The organism is Rathayibacter sp. AY1F8 (genome assembly GCF_002932165.1).
In the GTDB taxonomy this organism is placed as follows: Bacteria; Actinomycetota; Actinomycetes; order Actinomycetales; family Microbacteriaceae; genus Rathayibacter.
Genome location: NZ_PSVB01000014.1, coordinates 26,905 through 51,558 on the forward strand (window position 1 = coordinate 26,905; position 24,654 = coordinate 51,558).

Sequence of the window (24,654 nt, forward strand, 5' to 3'; positions counted from 1 at the left end):
CCTCCGTCCATTCCCCTTTGAAAGGCTTCCCACCCATGGACAAATACACCGTCGCCCAGCACTCGGTGGGCAATGTGCTCAACTGGGTGGAGACCGGCAAGATCGCGATCCCCGAGATCCAGAGGCCGTTCGTGTGGACGAGCACGAAGGTGCGCGATCTGATCGACTCGCTCTACCAGGGCTATCCCGTCGGGTACCTCATCACCTGGCAGAACACGGCGGTGCGCCTCAAGGACGGTTCGCTGTCGGGGTCCAAGCAGATCCTGATCGACGGCCAGCAGCGGGTGACGGCGCTGACGACGGCGCTCGCCGGCGGCTCCATCGTTACGAAGGACTACAAGAAGACGCGGATGCAGATCGCGTTCAACCCGCTGACGGAGAGCTTCGAGACCTACACCCCGGTCCTCCGGAACAACCCGGAGTGGCTGCCGGACATCGCTGCCGTGATGAAGCCCGAGAACCTCTTCGGCCTCGTCCGCGAGTACCTCGAGAAGAACCACGAGGCCGACCGCTCGGTCGTCGAGACGAACTTCTCGAAGCTGATGAACGTGCGCACCAGGCAGGTGGGCATCATCGACCTCGCGGAGAACCTCGACATCGAGACCGTCACTGAGATCTTCGTGCGCATCAACTCGAGCGGCGCGCGGCTCACACCCGCCGACTTCGCGATGAGCAAGATCGCCTCCTACGGCGAGTACGGCGCGCAGCTGCGGAAGTTCATCGACTACTTCTCGCACATGGCCGTCGCACCGCACTTCCACGCGATCATCCAGGAGAACGACCCGACCTTCGCCGAGACCGACTACTTCGCGAAGATCAGCTGGCTCAAGGACGACGCGAGCGACCTCTACGACCCGACCTACCAGGACGTCCTGCGGGTCGCCGGTCTGATCGAGTTCGATCGCGGGCGCATGGTCGCGATGGTGAGCTACCTGTCCGGCCGCGACTTCGAGACCAAGAAGTTCGACGACGCGATCGCGCAGGAGTCCTTCGAGCGCCTCGAGCGCGCTCTCTACCGGATCACCAACCGCTACAGATTCACGCAGTTCCTGATGACGCTGACCTCCGCCGGCTTCATCTCGCCGTCGCTGATCACCTCGCGCAACGCCGTCAACTTCGCTTACGCCCTGTTCCTGCGCCTGTCGGACGAGGGCGAGCTGCCCATGCCCGAGATCCAGAGGATCGTGCGGCGCTGGTTCGTCATGTCGATGCTCCTCGGCCGACACTCCGGCAGCTTCGAGACCACGTGGGAGCTCGACCTCCGGCGCCTCCGTGAGATGGGAGCGCAGGCCTACCTCGAGTCGATCGAGCGCAGTGCGCTGTCCGAGGCGTACTGGACGGAGGGTCTTCCGCTCGACCTGGTCACGTCGAGCAGCCGGAGCCCCTACTTCGTCGTCTACCTGGCCGCGATGGTGAAGCGCGGAGCGCGCGGGTTCCTCTCGAACCACGTGGGCGCGTCGGACATGCTCGGCGATTCGGGCATGGGCGACATCCACCACCTCTTCCCGAAGGCGTACCTTCAGGCGAGCGGGATCAACGATGCCGCTGACCGCAACCAGATCGCGAACTACGTCCTCGCGGAGACGCCGGTCAACATCCGCATCGGCAGGCTCGCGCCGGCCGAGTACGGAGCGCGCGTGCGGGCGCAGATCGAAGCGGGAACGCCGGACCTCGGCGACATCACGACCGAGGCCGAGCTGCTCGCCAACCTCCGCTCCTCCGCGGTGCCCGAGAGCCTCCTCGACGCGACGGCCGCCGACTACCCGTCCTTCCTCATCGAGCGGCGCAAGCAGATGGCGGCGCTGCTGAGGGACTACTACTTCTCCCTCTGACTGGTCGAGTGCTCGATCGGCTCAATCGCTGAGTCCTCAGATCCGCTAGGTGTTGGCGACTCACTCGTGATGCCCGCTGACGCATTAGTTATCCGACGAGGCATTGATTACAGCTGATCGAGGGCTGCGGCTTCCTGGTGCTCGTTTTCCAACGTCTCTAATTCCAGGCTCGAGTACTCGATGAGAAGCGAGACGATGTAGTTCTCTCCGCCCAAGTAGAGGATGATGCGGCTGCCCGCGATCTCCCAGATGATGTAGTGGCTGTAAGCGCCAGATGCTGCGGCGACACCTAGCTTGAAGGGGTCGTCTCGCCAGAGATCATCGCTCCAGTACTCGTTGTCTTTGAGGGGACTGCCGTATTTCTTTACCAGAAGGTCTTTCAGACGATCGAATGCACGCACATAGTTGTACTCATTTGTGTACTCCTCGGTGACGATGTACTTCGCGCGGACGAGAGTGTCATTCACTAGGATGTAGAACGCTTGCACATCCAGGTCGCTGAGCCTGACTTCGTAGATCAGAGCAGTGTCAGTCTGGCCGGACGGTTTTGAAGGCTCTGATTCGAGTATCTCAGCCTTGGTTGCGCCCCACGGCGCCCGCCGGAACCCGTCTACTTGCACTTTTCGAGTTGCTTCACTCACCTTTACCCACGTGCCGTCCTCACGTAGATCAAACCGGCTGCCATCTGCTGTGGTAGCAATCACTTCTCCCCCTCACGATTTCCCTGATCCTCTCAGTTGAGGTGCTCGGAGGGAAGCTCTTCTGTCAGACCGACGAGCTGGAGCTAGCGCCCGTCTCCACCCAGCCGCTCACTCATCCCCGCGACCTCCTGCCACGCTCCGGTCGCCCGTTCCTCCGCCGTCGCCTCCCGGAGCAGCGCGGTCAACCGCTCCCGCAGCCGCAGCTCTGCGGCCGTCATCGCGCTCTCGTGCCCCCGCGCGAGGAGGTACGAGTGGGCGTCCGTCGCGAAGGCGGCGAGGGCGTCGAGGAAGATCTCGAGGACGCGGGCGGCCTCGCCGACGCGGGACGGATCGTGGGGCACCGGCAGCATCGGCACGAGCCGCAGCCTCCCCTGCCAGAGGCGCTCGTCGAGCGGATCCGCGAAGAGGGTGAGCGCGGTCGCGAGCGTTCCCGAGGCGGAGGAGGGGAACGCGCGGCGGACGTCGTGGACGATCTCGTGGAAGTGGTCGTCGGTGAGGCCGAAGCCGACGAAGAGCAGGTGCCGGGTCGCGAGGGTGGCCTTCACGATCGAGGAGAGGGCGCGGCGGGAGGAGTCGAAGCCGAGGTAGTCGTCGCGGGTGAGGACGATCGAGGACGGGTCGTCGACGGTGCCGTGGAGCTTCAGCAGCCAGCGCTCGTGGTCGCCCTCGTGGTCGCCGGGGATGACGGCGCGGGGGACGCCCGCGTCCTCGGACGCCGTCTCGAAGAGGCGGTCGTAGTTGAGCGTGATGGCCTGCTCGGAGTCGATCGCGGTGAGGAGCGCCGGAGCGAGACCGTACCGCTCGAGGGAGCCGATCTCACGGGCGACGGATTCGGCGAACCGTCCGGGCTGCTCCTCGTCGAAGAGCGTCGCGAGGTAGGACGCCTGGTCGAGCACGTTCTTCCCGCTGAGGACCGCGGACGTCTCGGAGTCGAGTCCGATCTCGCGGCCGAGCTCCTCGAGCAGTCCGTCCCAGGAGGGGCCGCCGGCGCTGACGCTGGTCCCGGCGCCGAGGAAGGGCACGAGCCGGCGGCGACGGGCGCGCTCGGCGAGGCTCTGCGCCTCCTCGAGGGCCGGAGCCTCCAGCTCGGGCCAGGACGTCGCGGGATCGAGTCGTCGCCTGGACTGGGCGAAGGCGTGGACGTCGGCGCGGAGGGTGACGATCGCGATGTCGACCTCGAACGCCTCGGCGGCCTCCCGCAGCACGCGGAGCTGCTGGGCGAGCACGGCGTCGCGGAGGGTCCCTGATCCGCCTCCCGCCGTCGCGAAGAGCGGCACGGCCAGGAGCGGCAGCGGCCGCCTCGTGCGCCGATCCCTCGTCACCGTCCGCGCGGCGACCTCGACGAAGGCCCGGAGGCGGCGGGCGATGTCGGCGAGTCCTTCGCTGTCCTCGGCGTCGTGCACGGCGCGATCGGGGACGGCGGTGAGGACGGGAGTGGGCTCGCCGTCGCGCGGCGCGAGCGGCAGTGCCGCCTGTCGGCCGTCCGAGAACTCCGGAGTCAGCGCGGCGCGTGCGCGATCCTCCAGCTGCGGCACCCCGCGCCAGAAGTCCGTGAACGAGAGGAAGCGGTCCGTCGGCAGGAGCCACGCGTCGCAGGCGAAGTGGAGGAGGCTTCCGCGGGTGACGAAGAGATGAGGTCGAGGCACGGCCTCTTCCTATCAGCATCGCTCAGTCGCCCGGGAGGGCTCGTTCTCCGCGTCGAGAACGAGCCCTCCCGGGCGACTCGGTGAAGAGGGCCGGGAGTCACGCGCGCATCCGATGCCGACGTGACACCGGCGTCAGCGCCCCAGCACTCCCGCGTACACCGCCAGGTACTCGTCGACCATCCGGTCCACGGCGAAGCGGCGGCGCGCGGTCGCCCGCACGGCCGCGCGGTCGAGGAGTCCGACCCGCTCGACCGCGGCGACCGCCTCCGACAGGGAGCCCACCGCGTACCCGGTGACGCCCTCGTCGATGATCTCGGCCATGGATCCGCGGCGGTTCGCGATCACCGGCGTCCCGCACGCCATCGCCTCGACGACGGAGAGGCCGAACGGCTTGTCGAAGCCGATCGGATGCAGGACCGCGAGCGCCCCGCCGAGCACGAGGGCCCGCTCCTCCGGCCCGACCGAGCCGCGGTAGACGACGCGCGTCCCGTCGACGAGCGGCTCGACCTCCTCGCGCCAGTAGCGCTCGTCCTGGACGATGCCGCAGATCAGGAGTCGGCGCCCCGCCGCGGCGGCGATCCGGACCGCCTCCGCCGTGCCCTTGTCGGGGTGGATCCGGCCGAGGATCACGAGGTCCTCTCCTCCGGATCCGGCGGGGAAGCCCTCCACGTCGATCCCGTGGTGCACCGTCGCCGCGTAGTCGAGCTCGGGGGAGCGGTCGCTGTCCGAGATCGACACCAGGTGCGCGGTGCGCGTGTGCCGCAGCGCCTCGCGGTAGGCGGGCAGGATCTCGGGCCCCGAGAAGCCGTGCACCGTCGTCACCAGGAATACGGCCGCGGCGGCGTCGACGTCGACGCAGCGGCGGATCAGGAGGCCGGCGCCGCGAGTGGCGTCCTCGCGGCCGTGCCCGGCGGGGAGGACCTACTCGAGGAGGAAGGCGCGCCCGTTGATCAGCAGCGTGTCGCCGTCGGTCGCGGCGAGAACGCCGAACTCGTCGACGGAGCGGGTGGAGTCCCCGGCGGTGTCCGAGGTCGCGGCGACAGCGGGAGTGGCTGCGGCGGCGGTGAGGAGGAGCCCGCAGGCGAGTGCGGTGATCACGGTCGTGCGGTTCATCGGCGTCGTCCTTGGCGTCGTGGTGGGCCGCTTCTCGTGGAGGCGGCGGGAACTGGTTCCGAGCCTAGGGCGCCGAGCCCGTCAACGCCCTGGGTCGTTCCTTGGGTTCAGCTATGAAGTACCGTGCAGCCATGCCCTGGGGACGCCTCTACTTCGCCGTGCAGGCGCTCGGCGGAGCGGCCTGGTGGGTCGCCGTGGCGCTCGTCCCCGCGGTGCGGATCGCGACGCTCGGCAGCCTCGATCCCGTCCCTGTCGCGGCTCTCGACCTCCCGCTGTTCGTCGGCGCCTCCGCTCTGGCCGCCACGGGCATCCGCTGGGCGGCCGTCACCGCGACGGCCTGGACGCTCCTCGTCGCGGTCGCCCTGGCCGTCTGGGCCACCCTGACGGGGGAGGCGGGCTGGGGCGTCGTCGCGATGCTCGCCGCGGCGGGCGGCTCCGTCGTCGCGGCGTGCCTGCTCCTGCTCGGCCGGGTGCCGACGCGCTGGATCGCCTCCGGTCCCCTCTCCTTCCGGGTCGCGACCGCGGGCCGCCGACCCGGATCGCACCTCGCCGCGACCCTCGGGCAGATCGCGGTGTTCTGGGGAGGCGCGCTGGTCGTCGTCCCGCTGGTGATCGCCGCGCTGGAGGAGCGCTGGGGCGTGGGCCTCGGAGCGGCACCGCCCGCGGTCGTCGGCCTCGCCGTCCTGCTGCTGGTCGCGGCGAGCGCGCTCGGGATCTGGTCGGGGCTCACGATGTCGCTCCTCGGCGACGGCACGCCGCTGCCGATCGCGATGACCAACCGGCTGGTTATCGCCGGGCCCTACCGCTGGGTCCGCAACCCGATGGCGGTCGCCGGCATCGTGCAGGGAGCGGCGGTCGGGCTGCTGCTCTCGTCGTGGCTGGTCGTGCTGTACGCGCTCCTCGGCGCCGTCGTCTGGAACCAGGCCGTTCGCCCGCTGGAGGAGGCGGACCTCGCCGCCCGCTTCGGCGCCGACTTCGAGCGCTACCGCTCGCGCGTCCGCTGCTGGGTGCCCCGCCGCCCGGAGCCACTGCTGCGCCGGGGGTAGCCGCCGCCGCGGTGCGCTCGTCGAGGCGTTCCGCTCCCGCCGGGACACCGCCGCCAGGCCGGCGTCTCGCCGACGAGGGCGGTGTCTCGAGGTGACGGACGCGCCTCTCGCGACGGCGACGCGCCTCGCCCGCCGACCCCGTCACTCCGCGGTGCGCCCGCGCCCCACCACCGCGGCGACCAGCCCCGCCGAGACCGCGGCCAGCGCGACCAGCACCCCGCCCACGCCGAGCGTCCCCGCCACGAGCGGAGTCGCGAGCGCCAGCGCGACACCGGGGAGCGCCAGGCGCGCGGGCATCGGCTGGTGCTCGCCGAGCGGCGCGTGCACCGCCCACAGGGTCAGGACGAAGGCCGCGACCGGGACCGCGACGGCCGCGCCGATCACTGTGTCGGACGCCTCGAGGTGGCCCGCGGTCGCGGCGACGGCCGCCTCCAGCCCGGACCCCAGCGCTGCGAGGGCCGCGAACGCCGCGAAGTGCGCGTAGCCCCAGCGGTAGGAGAGGCCGCGCCGCCGCTCCAGCAGCTCGCCGGAGGGATGCGAGAACGACAGCCACCACAGCGCGAACACGATCACCAGCCCGCAGGCCGCGACCAGCACGAGCGAGGTGCTGACGCCCGCCACCGTCACCGCCCGCTGCACGCCCATCACCGCCGCGAGGACGCCCTCGCCGAGCAGGATGATCGTGAACAGCCCGTACCGCTCGGCGACGTGGTGCGGATGCCAGTTCGCGTCCCCCGCCCGCTGCGCCCAGAGGGGCACCGCCAGCTCGCAGGCGACCAGGAGCAGGAAGCTCACCACCCCGACCTCCTCGGGCAGGAGCAGCCGCAGCAGCCAGCCGACCTGCACGATCGAGAAGCCGACGGCGTTGCGCACGGCGGAGGTGCGGTGCTCCGGAGTGGACACGGCGACGCGGATCCACTGGCTCACCAGCGCGAACCGCATGATCGCGTAGCCGATGGTGATCGCACGGTAGTCGCCCTCCTCGAAGCCGGCCGGGACGCCGGCCGCGAGCACGAGGACGCCGGCCATCTGGGCGAGGGTCAACAGCCGGTAGGGCACGTCGTCGGTGTCGTACCCGGAGGCGAACCAGGTGAAGTTCATCCACGCCCACCAGATCGCGAAGAACACCATGCCGAAGGGGAGGAGCCCCTCGGCGAGGTGCCCCTCCTCGGTCGCGTGGGCGAGCTGCTGGGCGATCTGCGCGATCGCGACGACGAAGGTCAGGTCGACGAGCAGCTCGAGCGGACTCGAGACGCGGTGCGCCTCGTCGATCGCGCGCGGCTGCATCCGCACGCGGAGGGGGTGCGCGGGGGAGGCGGGCATGCGCTCATCCTGCACCCGGAGGGCCGCTGCGCGAGTGCCGCGCCCGCCTCCCGCGACCCTCGGCGCCCGCCCTCGCACCGAGTGTCCAGAAGTCGTCGCACTCGAGCGCGAGCGCGACGACCATCGGACACTCGCGGGCGGCCGGATCTCGCCAGGTCGGGCGCAGCCGACACCGCGATCACGCAGAAGTCGCGGTACTCGCGCTCCCGTACGGCCACTTCCGAGTTCTCGTGCGCCCCGGGCGACACCCGGCGGCCCCGCGCCCGCGCCCCGCGCCGGCCCGCGCAGGGCCCCCGCCTACGATGGGTCGGGATGTCCCCCGAATCCGCGCTCGCCGCCCCGACCCGCGCGTCCCCGGGCGCCCGGCGGTCGCGGCGCGGGCCGCTCCTCGGGCTCGCCCTGGTCGCTGTCCTCGTGGCGACGCGCCTGCTCGCCCCGGACGCGGCGGGCGACGCCCTCTCGGACGCGGTGCGCGACTTCCTCACCCTCTCGATCAGCGTCGTCATCGAGTCGCTGCCGTTCGTGTTCCTCGGCATCGTCCTCTCGATCGCGGTGCAGCTGTGGGTGCCCGAGGCCGTGCTGCTGAGGATCCTGCCGAAGCGGGCGCTCCCGCGGCGGCTCGTGATCTCGCTGCTCGGCGTGCTCCTCCCGGTCTGCGAGTGCGGCAACGTGCCGCTCGCGCGCGGGCTGATCGTCAAGGGCCTCTCGGTGTCGGAGTCGATGACGTTCCTCCTCGCCGCGCCGATCGTGAATCCGATCACCATCGTCACGACCTACCAGGCCTTCGGCTGGGCCGACGGGATCCTCGTCTGGCGCGTCGTCGGCGGCTTCGCGATCGCGAACCTCGTCGGCTGGATCTTCAGCCGCCACTCCGAGCCGATGAGCCTGCTCAGCGACCGCTTCCGCGCTGCCTGCGAGGCGGGCGAGCGGCCGTCCCGCTCCCTCCGCGACCGCTCCCGGCGCAGCGTGCTGCTGTTCGCCGAGGAGACCGGGGCGATGATGCCGGCGCTGTTCGTCGGCGCCGCCATCGCGGGGCTGATCCAGGTCGGCGTCTCGCGCGACGTGCTGACCACTCTCGGCGGCGACCCGCTCTGGTCGGTGCTGGCGCTGATGGTCCTCGCGTTCGTCATCTCGATCTGCTCGAACGTCGACGCGTTCTTCGTGCTCTCGTTCGGCTCCACGTTCCTGCCGGGAGGCATCATCGCATTCCTCGTCTTCGGCCCGATGATCGACGTCAAGATGCTCGCGCTGCTGCGCACCACGTTCTCGGCCGCGACGCTGGTGCGCGTCACCGTGCTGGTCGCCCTCGCCGCCGCCGTGCTGGGACTGGCGGTGAACTATGCGCTCTGAGCGCCTCCTCGCCCGCTGGAAGGGCGTCGTCCTCAGCCTGATCGGCGTCGTCTCGACTTTGTGGCTCGCGGCGACCGGCCGACTCGGCCTCTACATCCACCCCCGCTACTTCGAGTTCTCGGTGGTGCTCGCGGTGATCGCCGGAGTGCTGCTGATCGCGGCGTTCGCGGTCGTGCCGGGCGCCGAGGAGGACGCCCACGAGCACGAGCACGAGGACGACGTCGAGCACCTCCACGCCCCCGCGCCTGCCCGCCCCTGGCGCCGGGTGGTCGCGGTAGCGGCCGGAGTCGCGGTGATCGCCTCCGCCGCCGTCGCCCTGCTCGTGCTCCCGCCGGCCGCCCTCACCGCCTCGACCGCGACGCAGCGCGAGGTCAACACGAGCGCCGTCGACGCCTCCGTGACCGCCGCGGCGCCCACCGGCGACACGGCCTCGTTCAGCGTGCGCGACTGGGCGACCCTGCTGCGTCAGGGCGCGAGCGAGCAGTTCCTCGCCGGCCGCACGGCGACGGTGAGCGGATTCGTGACCCCCGACGCCTCCGACCCCGAGAACGTCTTCTACATCGCCCGCTTCGTCGTCACCTGCTGCGCGGTGGACGCCCAGCCGGTGGGCGTGCCGGTCTACCAGGCCGGCTGGGCCGACACCTGGTCGGAGGGGCAGTGGCTGGAGGCGAGCGGCGGCTTCGGCGCGAACCCGAGCGTCACCAGCGCCGAGGCGGTCGTGCTGGAGCCGGAGGCGCTCACTCCGATCGACGAGCCGGCGATGCCGTATGTCTACTGAGCGCGGCGCGAATCCTGAGCGCGGCGCGTCTCCTGAGCGCGGCGCGTCTCTCGAGCCCGGCGCGTCTCCCGGCGGCGGCACGTCGGCGCAGAGCGGGCGACGGGCCGGAGGCGGTGCGCGGCGGGCTCCCGGCCTCGACTCCGCAGGCGCCTCCCGCTTCCCGCGGCTCTTCTGGGCGGTCGTCGCGGTGCTCGTCCTCGCGGTCGGAGGCCTGACCGCCGCCACCGTCGCGAAGGGGCCCCGGGTCGCCTCCCTCGAGGTCAGCACCGACGGCGTGGTCGAGCGCGACGGCTCCCGCGCCCGCCTGCACCTCGACCAGGCTCTCGAGCCCGACGCACTCGACCGCGTCCGCGTCGCTCCGGACGCCCCGCACACTGCCGAGCTCGACGGAGGCGTGCTCACCGTCACGTTCACCGACACCCTCCGCTACGCCACCCGCTACGAGATCGGGATCGACGACGCCCGCAGCGCCGCGACCGGCTCGGCCACCGACGTCTCCGCCTCCTTCACCACGAAGGACCCCGACCTCTTCACCCTCGACCGCACCGCCGACGACCCCTCGCAGCCCGACGCCGTCCGCGTCCGCCCGCTCTCCGGAGGCGACGCCCGGGTCCTCGTCACGGCCGACCGGATCCAGGACTACGCCGTCGTCGGCCCGGTGCTGGTCGTCGTGACCATCGAGCCGGACGACACGAACCTCCTCCGCACGGTCACGCTCGACACCGGCTCCGAGGGCGTCATTCCGCTGCCCGGCCCTGGGATCGTGCGCGAGCTGCACTCCTCGCCCGAGAAGGGCGTGCTCGGCTGGACCTTCACCGGGCAGGCGCCGTCGGGCCCGCTTGACCGCGCCCTCTACTCCTACGACCTCACCGACCAGAAGGCCGAGGCGGTCCCCGTGGTCGGGATCGACGGCGGGCCGCTGCGGGCGCGCGACTGGATGTTCGTGCCCGGCACCACCTCCGTCGTCACCCACTCGCTCGACGACACGGTGCTCCTGCTCGACCTGCTGACGCCCGGCTCGATCAGCCCGCTCGGGCAGCACGCGGAGCTGCGCGGATTCGTGCCCGGCGCGAACCGGCTCGTGGTCGCCGATCCGGAGTCGGGCTCGCTGATCGACCTGGCCGACGGCTCGGTCGAAACGCTCGCCCTCCCGCCGGCCGACGTGAGCGCGACCGCGACGCCCGTGCAGATCCTGCTCCTCGACTCCGGGAGCTACGTCGAGCTCGAGGCCGAGTACGCGCCGGAGACGGGGGCGACCCAGTACTCCGTCGTCCGCGTCGACGCGTCCGGCACCTCGGAGGTGTTCCGCACCTCGCCGACGGGGCGCATCCGCGGCGTCTGCCTCTCGCCGAACGGGCAGTACCTCGCCGTCGAGACCGTTTCGGTGGAGGGCCGGCCGGACGACTACCCGAGCGAGCCGGGCTTCAGCGCGACCTCGACCGTGCTCGTCGACCTCGGCACCGGCGACACCGCGCGCAGTGTCAACGGACGTTCGCGCGACTGGTGCGCGTAGGGGCCGGGCCGACGACCGGCTCGTCCACCTGACTGATTGCTGGCGGCTCGGAAGTACCGGATCGTTCAGCAGATCATCGAGAACGACCAGCGCGCCGAGCTGAGCGTCGCGGACCGCACCGCCGCGTGGGCGCAGCTCGCGTTCGAGGGCGTGTCCGCCGCAGCGATCGCCAAGCGCACCGGCACCAAGACCGACGCGGTGAAGAAGGGCCTTGCGGTCGCGGAGTCCGGCTCGCACCGGTCCCCGCCCCTCCTCTTCTCCCACTGCTGCACAGGAAGGCCTGACCATGACCACCACGACCACCGCACCCCGCCCCGCCCACCGCTTCGACCCGTACCAGGAGTGATCGACCTCGAAATCGGATCGCTTTCCACGGCTGGGGGACCGACGACGAGAACGACGACCACCCTCGACGCTATCGACTGCGCCGACGGCCCACACGAGATCGATCCCGCGTCGCTCGGTGAGAAGCCGATTTCGAGTGTCGACGCCACCCCATCGGACGCGGACAACGACACCGTCTGGGTCCTCACAGTGCGCGGAGACCGGGATCCCTCCTGACATCGGCGGGACTTCTCGACGCGCTCGGCCGGTGTCGTCCTCAAGCGCGTCTCGGCTCTGCTGTCCAGTACGGAAATCGTCCTACGGCCGGCCGAGTTCAGCTAGTCGACGGTCATAGCGGGCCAGTTCGGCACGCATCTGCTCGATCGACCTCGGCGTGAAACGCCTCACCTGCATGTCGAGGATCGCATCGGCCACGACGTCGCTGGTCCCGAATGCTGCGGCAACGGCCGCCCTCTCGTCGTCGCGACCTCCCGAGACGCTCGCGCACACCCGGAACAGCTTCTCGGGGTTCTCGATGGCTCTGATGCAGGCGTTGATGATCTCGGTACTCATCACGAGATTCTGACGTTCGCTGTCGTCGTCCATGCGGTCACCGTACCGGCCGAAGCGACCTGCCTCCGGGCGGCGACGGCCTCGCGGCGGGGCGGACGTTCTCGGCGCTCCAGTCGGTCGGGTCGTCGCGGGGATCGCGAGGCCGGGCTTCATGGCGACGACGATGTCCGCGTTCTCGAGGTCCTCCACTGTGACGGCGCGGGGGGTGCGGTCGCTGATGTCGAGACCGAGCTCCGCGACGGTCGCGGCAATCGCGGGGTTCACTGTGTCTGCGGGGGACAGCCCGGCGGTGGTGGCGGTGTAGCGGTCGCCGGCGAGTACTTCGAACACGCCGGCCGCTCCCAACTCGGCGCCCGCGGTCAGCCGAAGCACCAGCATCGCCTGCACGATCCACCTCACCCGGAAAGGGGACTTAGTTAGACCGTCTAGAAAATCTAGGCTGTGACCGCTCGATCGGCGATCCCTGGCTGCTGGTCGTTCGAGGTTGGCGCGCGTTCGGCCAACCGGCAGCGAGGGGTGCACCGACCCGAACGGTTGCACCCCTTGCTGTAATTGTGAAGCCACCAGAGCCCGTTGACGAGAGGGCCCGGAGGCGCCGAGACATTTTCGAGGGTCGATGCCGGTGAGGGTCAGGCGAAAGCGCTGCCCGCCAGCGGATGCGCGAGCAGGATCCCCGCGATGAGGACGAGTGCGGCGCTCGGCAGCACGAACTCGACGGGGCGTTTTCCGTGGCGGCTCAGCGCGGAGGGCGCCAGATGGATGAGCACGCCGACCGTGAGCAGGGCGGCGCACGTGAGAAGACCCCATCCGCTGATGAAGAGCAGACTGACTCCCGGGCCACCCGACTCGGGGATCCCGTACCAGACGGCGTCCGCGATCCAGAGTGTCGCGGCGGCGACGCCGGTTGACGCGAGAGCGACCCAGGACACAACGGAGCTAGAGCCGGTCGAGGTCGATCTCCTGGTGTCCACCTGCCGAACGCTCGGGCAGCCGACGGCGCTGGACAACGAAGCCGGAATGAACAAGAGGTGGACGTGAATCCGTCCGGCGACGGACGGCCGTGCCCCTTCAAGGAGTTGCCGGTGGACTCCCGAGCGCAGTGTCGTCGTGTCTCGTTGCCCTGCGGTCGGGGATCGAGGAGCGGGGAGGGGGAGGCGCCGGCTGGTGGACCGACAGGTCGGCTTCGCTTGCAGTTCCCGCAGCGGAGGATCGCCATGCTCACCGGCGGTGCCGACTCGCTGCCCGTGAGGGGAGCTCTCGCTGAGCTGGCGGATGAGCCGATCGGCGATCGGGTTCAGCCGGTGAGCCGGCGGACCTGTTCAGCGGAGAGCTGGCGGTCGGCGAAGAGCACGACTCGTGCGGTCGGGTCTGGGCTGTGCGCGTCCGGACCCTCCCATCTGAGCGCGAGGCCGAGTCGCTCGATGGTGCGGCGGGAGCGTGCGTTGCGTTCTGCGACGACCGCGGTGATGGGCAGCTCCGGTCGGAGGCGGTGGGCGAGTTCGATGCCGGCGAGGGCGACCTCCTGCGCGTAGCCCTTGCTCCAGTGGTCGGGGTGGAGGGTGAACGCCACATTCCAGGCTGCATCGGAGAGCAGAGTGCATCCACCCATTCCGATCAGATCACGGCTGTCGATGGGGGAGTCGCGCCGGCGGATCACCCAGCTGCTGAGTCCGTCCCGTGTCCACTGGGTCCTTCGATACGCGATCACGGCCCGGGTCTGATCGGCGGAGAGATGGAGGAGGAGCGGATCCTCTTCCGCGATCCGCGGATCGGTGTAGAGGCGGAACAGCTCGTCCAGGTCGGTCTCGGCGGGCCGGCACAGTCGGAGCCGGTCGGTGAGCACGTCGAGGTCCCGTGGGGCACAGGCCTGTCCGTCGCTCACGCTCATGGGATGAGGTTGCCATGACCCGACCGCTCGACCAGCGTTGAGTGCGCATGTGATCCGGTCGCGCGAGGTGGCCCGTACGGGGATCGGTGGCCGGAGGTCCTCAGTTGCTGACGTGAGTCAGAGTCCGCGCGTACTCGATCATCGGATGACCACCGAGCGGATGCGGCGCGGGATCCCCGTGAGGCTCGAAGCCGGACGCCTTGTAAAGCCCTTCCGCCCGATCGTTTCCGGCGCGGACGTGCAGCTTCAGGACGAGGTAGCCGAGCTGAGAGGCGGACTGGACCGCGTCGTCGAGCAGTGTCCGGCCGAGCCCGCGCCCTGTCTCGCTCGGTGCGACGGCGAGCAGTTCGAGCAGCGCACTGTGTCGGCCCGGACCATCGCCCGTGTCGACGGTGAGAGCGAACCCGAGGGGATCCGAGCCGATGACGGCGAACCGAACGAGAGGCCGGTGGAACTTCGCTCGAGCCCTCTCGGCGACCGCGTCGTCCTGACTGCATCCGTCTCGTGCTCTGAGTGCCTCCAGCCAGAGGTCGATGCAGGGCCCGCGATCGTCAGGCGAACCGGCTCGGATCTTCATGCGCTGAGGCTATCGAGGCAGCCATCGGACATGTTCCGAATCCGAGTCGCGTCCTCGTTGTGGACGCCGGCTCGCCGGCTGACGCTGGACAGCAGCTCGCCGAGGCGTGGTCGTGTCACCGAACGAGACGTCGGGCGAAGGACCGGCACATGCTCCGAGGGGCGGGCGTGAGCGAGGAGCGATTCGTACAGTGGAGGTATGAGTGTGATGAAGGAGACGGGTACCGCGCGGCGGAGCGGACGAGGGTGGACGCGGGCTGCGTTCGTGCTGGGCGTTCTCGCCGTCGTGTCCTACGCCGTCGGATACCTGGCGGTGGCCCACCTGTGGGTGGGCGATCCCCTGGTCATCGGAGTCGCGACCACGCTGCAGTACCTTCTCCCGCTGGCCGGCGTCCTCGTCGGTCATCAGGCGCGACGACACGTCGGTCCTCGCTGGGAGTCGACGGTGGGACTCGTGCTCTCATACCTCTTCCTGGCCTTTGCCGTGGTGCCGGTCGTCATCGGCTTGGCCGGACTGCTGCTGGCACGCTGATCGATCGACGACCCGGATCATTCAGCGGTTCACGCGATTCGCGGCCGTCTGAACGATCGGCAGCTTCTTCGCACGAAGGGTGGCGGCGAGGAGCCAGCCGAGGAGGGAAGCGATTCCTGCCGTGACTGCATATTCCGTGATGAGGCCCGCGGAGGAGGGCCAGGTCGCGTTTCCCGACGCGAGTACCAGCGCGGTGGAGGCGGCGGCGCCGATCACGAGTCCCAGACCCAGGAACGCGGCCGCCCGCCCGACGCGCGGGGTGCGGCGTGTCCGCCGGTCGAGCCAGAGACTCGAGGGAAGCCATAGGAGTGCGCCCGCGACAGTGAACGCAGCTGCCGTGCCCGCGATGAGCCCTGCTGCGGACCCGCCCGATACATCCCAGCTGCCCGCGGTTCGCACCAGCGCGAGGACCGCAACGGCAGGCCACGCCAGAATGCCCCATGCCAGTTCTCGTGTTTCCATGAGCATCATGGTCCGGCACGTCGGTGAACACGCCATGAATCAGAACGTTCAGCACTCCACGATCATGTGTTCCGTAAGGGGATGGTTGAGCGGGCCATCTTCGTCGTCCGCGTGGACTCATCCCTCCACAGGACCGGGGCACGTCTCGGGGCTGAAATCGGAGGTTGCGGTGGTTGCGTCCGGGCAGAGGCCGGTGGTCCAACCGTGATCATCCGCGTAGGAGTTGTATTCGTTTGTCAGAGAGAAGACGATCCCTGCGTTCCAGGGTGCCGTGTAGGCGAAAGAGACGACGGGATCCCCTTCATCCGTGAGAGAACTCCAGGCGAGCTCCGCCTCCTCGCCCGCTGCTGCTGCCGTGTCGAGGCATGCGACCGCGTTGATGGGCACGAGCTCGGTTTGATCAAGCACGAACTCTCCGCAGGTATCGGCAGCGTTGCCTTCCTGCACGATCAGCGGCGCGTCGCGCAACGCGCGAGCTGCCCGGATCGGATCACCCTCCGGAGCTGGTGAACCTGAGCACGCGGCGAGCATCAGTGCGCCAGCAGCAATGAGCGCCGTAGCGGCGCAATGCCGTCCCGCCATTCCCTCGCCTGTTCGTTTCACGGCGCCACCGTACTCAAGACCGCGCCTTTGTCTACTTGCAACCGGCAGGCGGGGCCGGCACCGTCCCGTATCGGGATGGTTCACCGGGCCGATCTGGTGCCCGGCCGTGGAAGACTCGTTGGGCCGACGACAGCGGAGCGTGACGCCAGTGACTTCAGTAGTGAGCCTCATCCGCTCCAACAGCCTCTCCGGCGCAGCGCAGTATGCGTACGCCGCGACAGTTCCCGCCGGCTCGCGCATGATCTTCCTCGCCGGAGATGTTGCACTGGACCCGGTAGATCCCCTGCCCCGGAGTTGCCGTCACTTCGTCCCTAGTCTTTTCCTATGAACGCATCGAGCTCATTGCCCTCTCTTGACGGTTACCGCTTCGCGGCTGTCCGCGACACAGTCGGCGGCGAAGTAGGACCTGAGACTGTCTTCGACTACCACGAAGCGGACGGCGAGGTGTGGGCCACCTACGCCGGCGGCGCAGTCCGGCGGGGATTCCTTGTCGGCACTCGAACCGGTGACACGGTGGCGTTCCGCTACTGCCAGCTCAACGAGGACGGCGAGACCTCGACGGGATCCTGCGTCTCCGAGATTGTTCTCGACCCAACTGGGCTGCTTCGAATGAAGGAGACGTGGGCCTGGGAATCAAAACCCGGTAATGGCACCAGCGAAGTCACGGAGATCATCGTCCCTCGCCTAGCATCGGTCGTCACAGAACCCCGAACCCGACCCTTTCACGAGTCGTAGAATGAGTGACAAGTTATAGGACGACACTGCTCGGCGCGCCGCGTTTGTGGAGTTGATCGCTAAGTGGCGGCGTCTCTTGATCGTTGCGTGGCGCTAGTTGCCGATGACGAGGATGCTGGCAGCGGCTTCGATGACGTCGTCGGTAATGGTTTCGAGGTCGTTGATCTTGAGCACGCGGGCTATCTGCGGAAAGAGTCGTTCGAGTAGGCGGAAGTTGCCGCGGGTGATGCGTTCGATGGAGGCGATGGCTTGGGCGTCGGTGAAGTCGTCGGGGTCGAGGGTGCGGCCGAGGCGCTTCCAGTGGCGGTCGAGGACGAAGAGGAGTTCGTCGCGACCGAGGGCGCGGTAATGGTGGGAGAAGCCGAGGCGGCTGTAGAGCTGCGGGTAGTGGCGGAAGCGTTGGTCGATGCCGGGCATGCCGATCAGAATTATGGAGAGGTGTTCGCGGTCGTGTCGGTCGCGGAGCAGCTCGAGTGCGGTGGGTGTGAGTCGTTCGGCTTCGTCGATGATGAGTAGCTCGACGAGGTGAGCCACTGGTCGTGCTTTGAAAGGCGGGTCAGGTTCGAGGGAGCGCAGATGTTCGTCGGCGCAGAGGCCGACTTTGATTTGCCAATGGTCGATGTCGTGCATGAGGTCTTTGGGTCGGCAGAGTACTTCGGGTGTGTAGAACACGGTGCGGGATCGGTTGGCGAGGGCGTAGTGCTTGGCGTCGTGATCTCCTCGCAAGCCCCATTCGTTGATGTAGGGCTCGAGAGCGTCCCAGTTCGCATAGCGGCGGGCGGAGTTGGTCTTGCCGACACCAGCATCACCGTGACAGATGCCGATGGTTCGTTCCTTGCGGACGGCGTTGGCGAACTCGGTGAAGCGTCGGTGCTCTTTGGTCACGATGAAGGCCTGGTTCATCACTCGTCCTCTTCATAGGTGCGTAGCCGGCGCCGATGGGGAACGGGCGCGACGCTGTGCGGCTCCTCCCGGACGGTGGCGGTGGGAATGCGGTCGTTGACGACGTGCCGGAGTTGTCGTCGGCGGGCGCGGCGGGCGGCTTCGATGTCGCGGAGGCTGAGTCGGAGGTTGGGGTGAGCTTCGTCGACGGCAACACAGACGAAGGTGTCGCGGTCGTAGACCCGGATCTCTGAGACGTCACGTGGGTCATATCGAATCGTGACGGTGTGCCCGACGAAGGGTGCGAGCGTCGGGGCGAGGTAGCGCTGGCCCTGGAAGTGAATGCCATCGCGCTGCACGACGCGATTCTTCGGAACAGTGAGAAGAAGCCCATCGAGCTGTTCGAGGCTGTCAGGCATACGCGGGAGCCAGCCGTCAGCAACCCATGCGTCTCACGGAGAGGCTTCGAGCTCGCGATGCGGGCGCTCGTTGTAGGTCCTGACGAAGGCGCCGATCGCCTGGTCGAGGGCCGCCAGATCAAGTACTGGGTCGGGGCTTCTGCTGCCGGGCCCGAGGTGCCCCGGGAGGGTAGCGAGGAGTTCGGTGTTGATGGTGCGGAAGAAGCGTTCGATCTTGCCGCGGCCCTGGGGTCTGCCGACGATGGAATGGATGATGCGGATGCGCAGCTCGATGGCGGTGCGCTCGAGGTGGTGGCTGGTGAAGTCGGAGCCGTGGTCGACGTGGAGAACGTCAGGTATCCCGCACATAGCCCACGTCGGGTCGGGCTTTCTCCAGATCGCCTGACGGAGAGCAAGTGCTGTGTTCATCGCGGACGGTGCCCCGGCGAAGACGATGTAGCCGCAGATCGCGCGCGAATAGTCGTCCATCACGATCGTCAGCCACGGCCGATCGGGCGCGCCCCCGGTGCCCATGATGAGGATGTCGAGTTCGGTGTGATCCGCCTGCCACATGTGGTTGGGACGTTCGGCGCGTCGGCGAAACACCAGCTCGTGCTTGTCTCGATAGGCGGCCGGTCCTTCCAACGCGAGTGTTACGAGCGCCGGGTCTAGAGCTTGCACGATTTCCCTGACGGTGGCGTAGCTCGGCGCCGACAGGCCATGATGATCTGCTTCAGCGCTTGCTAGGCGGTGCAGCGTGGTCAGCGCTGGTCGCGGCCTGCTCAAAGCCAGTCGTTCGATGAACGCCACGAGCTCAGGCGGCGAGGGGTATCTGATCTTCGACGTGAAGTCGGAGAATTCGCCACCGCTCGTCACCGTCCATGGCATTTGCTACATGGCGGTGCTCTCGCGGCCGGCGAGGGCTTGCTGGTGACGGTAGAGGGTGGCGCGACTCCAGCCAACGAGTCGTGCTGCGTCTTCGGCGGTGCGGCCCTTCGCTCGAGCATCGGAGGCGATGGCGAGCTTGTCGGCGATTACTGCAGGATCGGACAGTGGGCGGCCGAAGCGTGTGCCGTTCTGCCGCGCCGCTGCGATCCCCGCATTCACCCGCTCGACGATCAGTTCGCGCTCGTACTCGGCGAGGGTGGCCAGCATGTTGAGCATCAGCCGGCCCGTCGACGTCGCCGGATCGATGCCATCAGAGATAGACCGGACGTGGATGCCGCGGTCACGCAGCAGGTTCACCGTGTTCAGGACGTCCATCAAGGAGCGGCCAAGCCGATCAATTCGCCACACGACCACGGTGTCACCGGACTCTGCATGCTCGAGGAGCTTCTTCATCCCTCGGCGCTCGATCGCGGTCTTGCTCCCGGAGGTGACATCAGCCAACACGTCGCGCTTTTGAACGCCGACAGCCACCAGCGCGTCGAGCTGCAACTGCGCATCCTGACTCGATGTGCTCACGCGGGTGTATCCAAGAAGTCTCACTCGACCAGTTTGACTCACAAACTCCTCGCAGTCATGACCCTGAGACGGTTTCTGTTGAGACGCATTTTCGAGACATCTGCGACCTCAGAATCGCGCGGACCCGACACCGCGACAGCGATGCCGACCGGGCGTCTCAGAAAGCTGTTGTTTTCCGAGATGTAGTTGATGTTGCAGGTACGGTGTCTCCGTGCCGAATAGTTTCGCTCCCGTGGACCCCGTCGCGCTCACGCAGTCTTTGATCCGATGTGCTTCGGTCACCCCGAGCGACGACGGAGCCCTCGATGTCGTGGCAGGCGTACTTGAGAGCCTTGGCTTCATCGTTCATCGGCTGGACTTCGATGGCACCCCGAATCTCTACGCCCGCCGAGGAATCGACGGACCGCACCTGTGCTTCGCCGGTCACACCGATGTCGTTCCCCCAGGCTCTAACGACTGGAGCTCCGACCCCTTCGATGCGACACTCCGCGACGGGACGATCATCGGTCGAGGTGCCAGCGATATGAAGGGCGCCATCGCCGCTTTCCTCGCAGCGGTCTCGCAGACGCAGCCCGAAGTGCTCGACCTTGGGTCGGTCAGCCTCCTGATCACCGGAGACGAAGAGGGGCCGGCCACGGGTGGCACCGTGCGTGTGCTCGAGTGGCTCGCCGATCGCGGCGACATGCCGGACTTCACCCTTGTCGGCGAAGCGACGAACCCGGAGCGAATCGGCGACGTGATCAAGATCGGACGGCGCGGAAGCCTTAACGCCAACCTGACGGTGCGCGGGTTCCAGGGGCACGTTGCCTACCCCCACCTCGTCGACAACCCAGTGCACCGCCTCATCCGCGTTCTCAACCGACTCGCCACAACACCACTCGACGAGGGGTCCGAGTGCTTCGAGCCGTCGAGTCTCCAGATCACCACGATCGACGTCGGCAATGCGGCGAACAACATGGTGCCCGCCGAAGCAACCGCGCATCTGAACATTCGCTTTAACGACCTTCATTCAGCCGAGAGCCTCGAGGGCTTGATCCGCCGGGCGGCAGAAGAGTTCGCAACCGACTTCACCCTCTTAGTCGAGGTAAGTGGCGACCCCTTCATCACTGCTGGATCGAGCCACGTCGCGCTGTTATCCGAGGCGGTAACATCCGTGACCGGGCGAACTCCCTCGTTGGATACCGGCGGAGGAACTTCCGATGCGCGATTCATCGCCCACTATGGCGAGGTCGCCGAATTCGGCCTCATCAGCAGCACAATCCATCAGATCGACGAACACGTCGTGGTAAGCGATCTGCACCAGCTCACAGTGATTTACCGCACGTTTCTCGCGAAATTCCTGACTCGCTGAAATCCTCGGTGATCCGACGCACGCGTAGCGCGACGTCAAGGAGCGATCAAAGACTGCCGCCACAAAGCGATCAACTCCACACCGCGTTGACGCTGGCTTGTCACGTATTCGGCCGTATAAGTGACAGGAGTCAGCGGTGCTCGTCGGGTCCATGCGCGTCTCGAAGACCGACGGGACGCAGACCACCGATCCGCAGCGCGACGCGCTGCTCGCGGCCGGCGTCGAGGACGCTCAGCTGTACTCCGACCTCGCATCCGGCCGGAAGGATGATCGCCCGGGCCTGCTGTCGTGCCTGAAAGCACTGCGCGAGGGCGACACGCTCGTGGTGTGGAAGCTCGACCGGCTCGGATGCGACCTTCACCACCTCGTGAACACGGTCCATGACCTCGCCGCCCGCGGCATCGGGCTGAAAGTGCTCACGGGTCAGGGGTCGGCGATCGACACGACCACCGCTGCCGGCAAGCTGGTCTTCGGGATCTTCGCGGCCCTCGCCGAGTTCGAGAGGGAGCTCATCTCCGAACGAACGATGGCGGGCCTCGCGTCCGCTCGAGCACGCGGCCGGGTCGGCGGGCGCCCGTTCACCATGACGCCCGCCAAGGTGCGACTCGCGATGGCATCGATGGGCAAGCCGGAAACGCACATCGGCGCCCTGTGCAAAGAACTCGGCATCTCCCGCCAGACGCTCTACCGCCACGTCTCGCCCACGGGTGAGGTGCGACCAGACGGCCTCCGCGTCCTCGGGCGGAAGACCACCTAGACGCAGCTGGCCGACGTCGGCGTACGCTCCGAAAGACGGCTCCGGTAGTTGTGCAGACGACCTTGAAGATCTGTGCAGAGGACCTCGAGAACTGACAACCGCGAACGTCATCAGATCGTTGAAAGGTTGACTGATCAGCGTCCCGTTAAGGGATGGTCGACCGGACGGCCGGTAGGGGTCGTTCTCACATGCTCGTCCGCGCGGTCGACGTGAGGAACGGGGTGGTTAGTACCGGCGGATAGAGACGTTCTCACCGAGGCTCGTCCAGTCGAGGCCATCAGCGTCGTCCGGACCGGCGCCATCGGTGTGTATCTGAACGACCCATGCTCCGTTCAGCGACAACTCATCCCCGCAGCCGCTTCCGTCTTCGTTGTCGCCTTCTCCGTCCACGATCACGCACCGGCCTCCGGTCGTGATCTGCGACCCGATCCAGACGTCCAATCCGTCGGCTGAGCCGACGTAACGGATCGAGGCGGGGTCGTAGCCGTCTCCTACAGTGCCGACGTCGGGAAGAGCGTCTCGCTCGTCTTGTGCCCGCTTGAAATCGGAGTAGGCCTCGGTGTCGGGGCCGGAACACCCGGCCATGAGCGTCGTCGTGAGCGCCATCACTGCGGCTCCGGTCACCCACCTCAGGCGCGTTGTCGATTCCACCGCATCCCCCTGTGCCTCGTCAGCACAACGTACCGCGCTGCGAAGGAGAGGAGCGCTGGCACTGTAACGATGGGTCTTCTTCCGAGTCTCGCACCCACGGGAGAGTCGATGGAGCGTTCCGTATGGGGATCGCTCACCGAGACGTTCTCGGCATGCTCATGCGGTGAATGCCAGGAGGCCTACCGCGATCAGTAGCGCGGGTACTGCAAGTCCGGAGAGGAAAATCTCCCAGTAGTTCCGCGAGGAGTGAAGAGCGCGGATCCCCGTGAGGATCCAGACGGCGATGCCGCAGAAGAAGGCGGAGGTGCCTGCTGCTACACGTAGATTCTTGCCCGCCGCGATCCGCTCAGGGTCAGGTTCAGAGCCCATGAACGTGAAGCCCGTCGCCTGGATCGAGAGGACCACGAGCACCATCGGTGCCACGATCATCCCGAACAGCGCGACGAGCGTGATCGCCACCCTAAGACCAGTACTCGTGGCGGTCGGTAGCTCCCGCGCCTGCCCCGTCGCTGTCATTTCGCGGTCCCTCTTCTACTTCTGCCGGTGGACAGTCGAGCGAACGGCGAAACGTCACGAGTTCCGCTCCCGTCCCGCGATCGCTGTCTCAATGTCGGATCCGCTCGCGGAGGGTAAAGCCGACGCCGAAGGCTCCCGGCATCTGCTCTATGCATGGCTCGCCGTCAGTCGCAGGTGACGGGGTCTTTCGATGCTAGGTCTGCGTGTGGGGCGAGTTCAGTGGATTGAACAGGGCCGTCGCCGAGAGTGATGATTGCCGTGGTTCCTCGCCACTGGAGTGTGTACCCGTTGGCGCTGAAGGGGAGGTAGCCGTCGTCGCTGTAGTAGGTGGACATCCATTCGACCGACATTTTGCCCGGTTGCACGACCCCGATAACCCCGCCGGCGGAGGTGAGGAACGAGTGCTGGTGCACGGCGACTCGGCATCCGTTCTCGCTCGCGGTCGGTAGCACCTTGTAGACGGAGCTGTTGAAGATCAGTGAGCTGAAGAGGGCGAGAGGGACGGCGAGTGTGAGGATCGCGCCGCCGGTCACGAGCGCGACGGTGGTGACGAGTCGCCGTGGTCGTGTCGTCGGCGGTGGCTCGGGAGCGAGGGCTAATCGCGTGATTGCGGCGCTGGCGCCGACGATGAGAAGGATCCACTCGAGCTCGAACAGTGTTGGGATCCAGCTGCCCAGCACAATCGTTCCCCAGCCGAGCGCTTCGCCCCACTTCATGCCGAGCCCGAAGGCGCCGGCGAAGGGTCCGAACAGGCCGAGCAGTGTCACCAGGACGAAGGAAGCGGGCGCCACTCCTCGCAGTCGTCGCCGCCATCGTGCACGCACGAAATCACGCTGCGACGGTTCGGCAATCACGTCGACCATCGGGAGGCCCCCATCGTTGATGCTCATTCAACAGTTCCAGTCTCAGATGGAGACAGGAGCCGCAGGCTCGACGCCACCACTCATCCCGCTCCGTGCGGGATTACTGGGCGAGCGCGACGGACCCGAGGGACGGGTAGTCCGGAGCTGAATAACTCATCACGGTGAGGGTCCGGATCGTCGGCATGAGATCGGCGCCTGGTATCTCGATTTCCTGTTCCGGGTCCGCCGGGTCGAGCTGGCCGATCTCGTAGCTGTAACCGGCGGTGTCCACCCAAGCTCCTGAGCTGTCCTGCTCCAGAGCGCCCTCTTTGAGAGAGAGCCTCACATCGAACGCGCCGCTGGTCTCGAAATCCTTGAGGGTCACCCATGTGCTCCCGTCCGAGCGTCGTTCGATCAGCGCGGTGCCGGTCGTCTCGGCCTGCTGGCTGACGAAGGCGCCCTGCATCGGGAGTTGCTGCTCAAAATCGCTCAGCTGCTCTGCTGTGGATGCGGCAGCTTCGGTCGAGCGAGAACTGGAGGGGACGACCTCGCTCGCTGGTGTGCGGTCTGCTCCCGGTCCGAGACCCGTGCAGCCAGTCAGAAGAAGCACGCCTGTAAGCACCACTCCGAGACGCTTGCTGGGAAACCGGCTCAACCTCATTTCGTGATCCTGACACAACGGTGCTCACGATGGACGATGCGCGGATGGTGGTGCGCATAAGTGGCCGCACCCGCTCGAGGGTCGGGGCTTCATTAATGGAGGCTTTTCGGTTGCACAACCGCACTGCGCTGTCCCGT

General features: G+C 67.8%; 29 protein-coding genes. 10 read left to right on the forward strand and 19 right to left on the reverse strand.

What is annotated here, in order from left to right:
- Positions 1-35: 35 nt before the first annotated feature.
- Positions 36-1,832: a DUF262 domain-containing protein gene (locus tag C5C35_RS11140; RefSeq protein WP_104263120.1), complete on the forward strand. Its 1,797-nt coding sequence runs from the start codon at positions 36-38 to the stop codon at positions 1,830-1,832.
- A 107-nt stretch (positions 1,833-1,939) separates the two neighbouring features.
- Here the strand turns inward: C5C35_RS11140 and C5C35_RS16725 are convergent, their stop codons facing one another.
- The 4 genes from C5C35_RS16725 to C5C35_RS11160 form a co-directional block, all read right to left on the reverse strand.
- Positions 1,940-2,536, reverse strand: a complete 597-nt coding sequence (locus C5C35_RS16725) for a hypothetical protein (protein ID WP_146084592.1) — start codon at positions 2,534-2,536, stop codon at positions 1,940-1,942.
- An 80-nt stretch (positions 2,537-2,616) separates the two neighbouring features.
- The gene (locus C5C35_RS11150) at positions 2,617-4,179 is read right to left on the reverse strand and encodes an SIR2 family protein (RefSeq protein ID WP_104263122.1); all 1,563 of its coding nucleotides are present in this window, start codon (positions 4,177-4,179) and stop codon (positions 2,617-2,619) included.
- A 132-nt stretch (positions 4,180-4,311) separates the two neighbouring features.
- Positions 4,312-5,001 carry a glycosyltransferase gene (locus C5C35_RS11155; protein WP_258069046.1) on the reverse strand — a complete coding sequence of 230 codons (690 nt, stop codon included), beginning with the start codon at positions 4,999-5,001 and terminating at the stop codon, positions 4,312-4,314.
- 99 nt (positions 5,002-5,100) lie between these two features.
- Entirely contained in the window at positions 5,101-5,292 is a 192-nt protein-coding gene (locus C5C35_RS11160; RefSeq protein WP_104223384.1) for a hypothetical protein, read from the reverse strand.
- A gap of 131 nt (positions 5,293-5,423) precedes the next feature.
- Between C5C35_RS11160 and C5C35_RS11165 the strand changes: the two genes are divergently transcribed.
- Positions 5,424-6,338: an isoprenylcysteine carboxylmethyltransferase family protein gene (locus C5C35_RS11165; protein ID WP_104263124.1), complete on the forward strand. Its 915-nt coding sequence runs from the start codon at positions 5,424-5,426 to the stop codon at positions 6,336-6,338.
- 141 nt (positions 6,339-6,479) lie between these two features.
- Here C5C35_RS11165 and C5C35_RS11170 read toward each other — a convergent pair whose 3' ends face one another.
- A complete protein-coding gene (locus C5C35_RS11170; protein ID WP_219814166.1) occupies positions 6,480-7,661 on the reverse strand; it encodes a low temperature requirement protein A in 1,182 nt (393 codons plus the stop codon).
- Positions 7,662-7,973: 312 nt separating this feature from the next.
- On the opposite strand from C5C35_RS11170, the gene C5C35_RS11175 reads away from it, so the two are divergent.
- The 4 genes from C5C35_RS11175 to C5C35_RS17370 are packed head-to-tail and all read left to right on the forward strand — an operon-like array spanning position 7,974 to position 11,863.
- Complete coding sequence (locus C5C35_RS11175; RefSeq protein WP_104263125.1) at positions 7,974-9,011, forward strand: permease; 1,038 nt, start codon at positions 7,974-7,976, stop codon at positions 9,009-9,011.
- Positions 9,001-9,789 carry a TIGR03943 family putative permease subunit gene (locus tag C5C35_RS11180; protein WP_104248332.1) on the forward strand — a complete coding sequence of 263 codons (789 nt, stop codon included), beginning with the start codon at positions 9,001-9,003 and terminating at the stop codon, positions 9,787-9,789. Before C5C35_RS11175 ends, C5C35_RS11180 begins: the two co-directional genes overlap by 11 nt.
- On the forward strand, positions 9,779-11,302 hold the full coding sequence (locus C5C35_RS11185; protein WP_146084593.1) for a hypothetical protein: 1,524 nt from the start codon (positions 9,779-9,781) through the stop codon (positions 11,300-11,302). Before C5C35_RS11180 ends, C5C35_RS11185 begins: the two co-directional genes overlap by 11 nt.
- 36 nt (positions 11,303-11,338) lie before the next feature.
- A complete protein-coding gene (locus C5C35_RS17370) occupies positions 11,339-11,863 on the forward strand; it encodes a hypothetical protein (RefSeq protein ID WP_104260804.1) in 525 nt (174 codons plus the stop codon).
- A gap of 81 nt (positions 11,864-11,944) precedes the next feature.
- Here C5C35_RS17370 and C5C35_RS11195 read toward each other — a convergent pair whose 3' ends face one another.
- The 4 genes from C5C35_RS11195 to C5C35_RS11210 form a co-directional block, all read right to left on the reverse strand.
- Positions 11,945-12,598 carry a low molecular weight phosphatase family protein gene (locus tag C5C35_RS11195; protein ID WP_258060023.1) on the reverse strand — a complete coding sequence of 218 codons (654 nt, stop codon included), beginning with the start codon at positions 12,596-12,598 and terminating at the stop codon, positions 11,945-11,947.
- 230 nt (positions 12,599-12,828) lie between these two features.
- Positions 12,829-13,128, reverse strand: coding sequence for a hypothetical protein (locus C5C35_RS11200; RefSeq protein WP_104263127.1), 300 nt, complete (start codon positions 13,126-13,128; stop codon positions 12,829-12,831).
- 365 nt (positions 13,129-13,493) lie between these two features.
- Positions 13,494-14,087 carry a GNAT family N-acetyltransferase gene (locus C5C35_RS11205; protein ID WP_104247869.1) on the reverse strand — a complete coding sequence of 198 codons (594 nt, stop codon included), beginning with the start codon at positions 14,085-14,087 and terminating at the stop codon, positions 13,494-13,496.
- 100 nt (positions 14,088-14,187) lie between these two features.
- Complete coding sequence (locus C5C35_RS11210) at positions 14,188-14,664, reverse strand: GNAT family N-acetyltransferase (protein WP_104223376.1); 477 nt, start codon at positions 14,662-14,664, stop codon at positions 14,188-14,190.
- Positions 14,665-14,862: 198 nt separating this feature from the next.
- On the opposite strand from C5C35_RS11210, the gene C5C35_RS11215 reads away from it, so the two are divergent.
- The gene (locus C5C35_RS11215; RefSeq protein WP_104226378.1) at positions 14,863-15,195 is read left to right on the forward strand and encodes a hypothetical protein; all 333 of its coding nucleotides are present in this window, start codon (positions 14,863-14,865) and stop codon (positions 15,193-15,195) included.
- 21 nt (positions 15,196-15,216) lie between these two features.
- Here C5C35_RS11215 and C5C35_RS11220 read toward each other — a convergent pair whose 3' ends face one another.
- On the reverse strand, positions 15,217-15,657 hold the full coding sequence (locus tag C5C35_RS11220) for a hypothetical protein (RefSeq protein ID WP_146084594.1): 441 nt from the start codon (positions 15,655-15,657) through the stop codon (positions 15,217-15,219).
- 117 nt (positions 15,658-15,774) lie between these two features.
- A complete protein-coding gene (locus C5C35_RS16730) occupies positions 15,775-16,260 on the reverse strand; it encodes a hypothetical protein (protein ID WP_146076936.1) in 486 nt (161 codons plus the stop codon).
- 324 nt (positions 16,261-16,584) lie between these two features.
- On the opposite strand from C5C35_RS16730, the gene C5C35_RS11230 reads away from it, so the two are divergent.
- A complete protein-coding gene (locus C5C35_RS11230) occupies positions 16,585-16,995 on the forward strand; it encodes a hypothetical protein (RefSeq protein ID WP_104223373.1) in 411 nt (136 codons plus the stop codon).
- Between the two features lie 93 nt (positions 16,996-17,088).
- Here the strand turns inward: C5C35_RS11230 and C5C35_RS11235 are convergent, their stop codons facing one another.
- Genes C5C35_RS11235 through C5C35_RS11245 form a run of 4 tightly spaced genes read right to left on the reverse strand, consistent with a single transcriptional unit; the run spans position 17,089 to position 19,763 of the window.
- On the reverse strand, positions 17,089-17,898 hold the full coding sequence (locus C5C35_RS11235; RefSeq protein WP_104263129.1) for an AAA family ATPase: 810 nt from the start codon (positions 17,896-17,898) through the stop codon (positions 17,089-17,091).
- Positions 17,898-18,296 carry a Mu transposase C-terminal domain-containing protein gene (locus C5C35_RS17375; RefSeq protein ID WP_308470968.1) on the reverse strand — a complete coding sequence of 133 codons (399 nt, stop codon included), beginning with the start codon at positions 18,294-18,296 and terminating at the stop codon, positions 17,898-17,900. The genes C5C35_RS11235 and C5C35_RS17375 overlap by 1 nt, the downstream gene beginning before the upstream one ends.
- A 33-nt stretch (positions 18,297-18,329) precedes the next feature.
- Positions 18,330-19,163, reverse strand: coding sequence for a DDE-type integrase/transposase/recombinase (locus C5C35_RS11240; RefSeq protein WP_308470969.1), 834 nt, complete (start codon positions 19,161-19,163; stop codon positions 18,330-18,332).
- Between the two features lie 3 nt (positions 19,164-19,166).
- Positions 19,167-19,763: a recombinase family protein gene (locus tag C5C35_RS11245; protein ID WP_104263130.1), complete on the reverse strand. Its 597-nt coding sequence runs from the start codon at positions 19,761-19,763 to the stop codon at positions 19,167-19,169.
- A gap of 208 nt (positions 19,764-19,971) precedes the next feature.
- Between C5C35_RS11245 and dapE the strand changes: the two genes are divergently transcribed.
- Both dapE and C5C35_RS11255 read left to right on the forward strand, forming a co-directional pair.
- Positions 19,972-21,090 carry a succinyl-diaminopimelate desuccinylase gene (gene dapE, locus C5C35_RS11250; protein WP_219814167.1) on the forward strand — a complete coding sequence of 373 codons (1,119 nt, stop codon included), beginning with the start codon at positions 19,972-19,974 and terminating at the stop codon, positions 21,088-21,090.
- A 136-nt stretch (positions 21,091-21,226) separates the two neighbouring features.
- Positions 21,227-21,847 carry a recombinase family protein gene (locus C5C35_RS11255; RefSeq protein ID WP_104263132.1) on the forward strand — a complete coding sequence of 207 codons (621 nt, stop codon included), beginning with the start codon at positions 21,227-21,229 and terminating at the stop codon, positions 21,845-21,847.
- Positions 21,848-22,072: 225 nt separating this feature from the next.
- Here C5C35_RS11255 and C5C35_RS11260 read toward each other — a convergent pair whose 3' ends face one another.
- From C5C35_RS11260 to C5C35_RS16735, 4 genes are all read right to left on the reverse strand, one after another.
- Complete coding sequence (locus tag C5C35_RS11260; RefSeq protein ID WP_146076643.1) at positions 22,073-22,498, reverse strand: hypothetical protein; 426 nt, start codon at positions 22,496-22,498, stop codon at positions 22,073-22,075.
- Between the two features lie 156 nt (positions 22,499-22,654).
- The gene (locus C5C35_RS11265; protein WP_146084595.1) at positions 22,655-22,957 is read right to left on the reverse strand and encodes a hypothetical protein; all 303 of its coding nucleotides are present in this window, start codon (positions 22,955-22,957) and stop codon (positions 22,655-22,657) included.
- 221 nt (positions 22,958-23,178) lie between these two features.
- A complete protein-coding gene (locus C5C35_RS11270; RefSeq protein WP_146084596.1) occupies positions 23,179-23,904 on the reverse strand; it encodes a hypothetical protein in 726 nt (241 codons plus the stop codon).
- A 73-nt stretch (positions 23,905-23,977) separates the two neighbouring features.
- On the reverse strand, positions 23,978-24,517 hold the full coding sequence (locus tag C5C35_RS16735; RefSeq protein ID WP_146084597.1) for a hypothetical protein: 540 nt from the start codon (positions 24,515-24,517) through the stop codon (positions 23,978-23,980).
- Positions 24,518-24,654 lie beyond the last annotated feature (137 nt).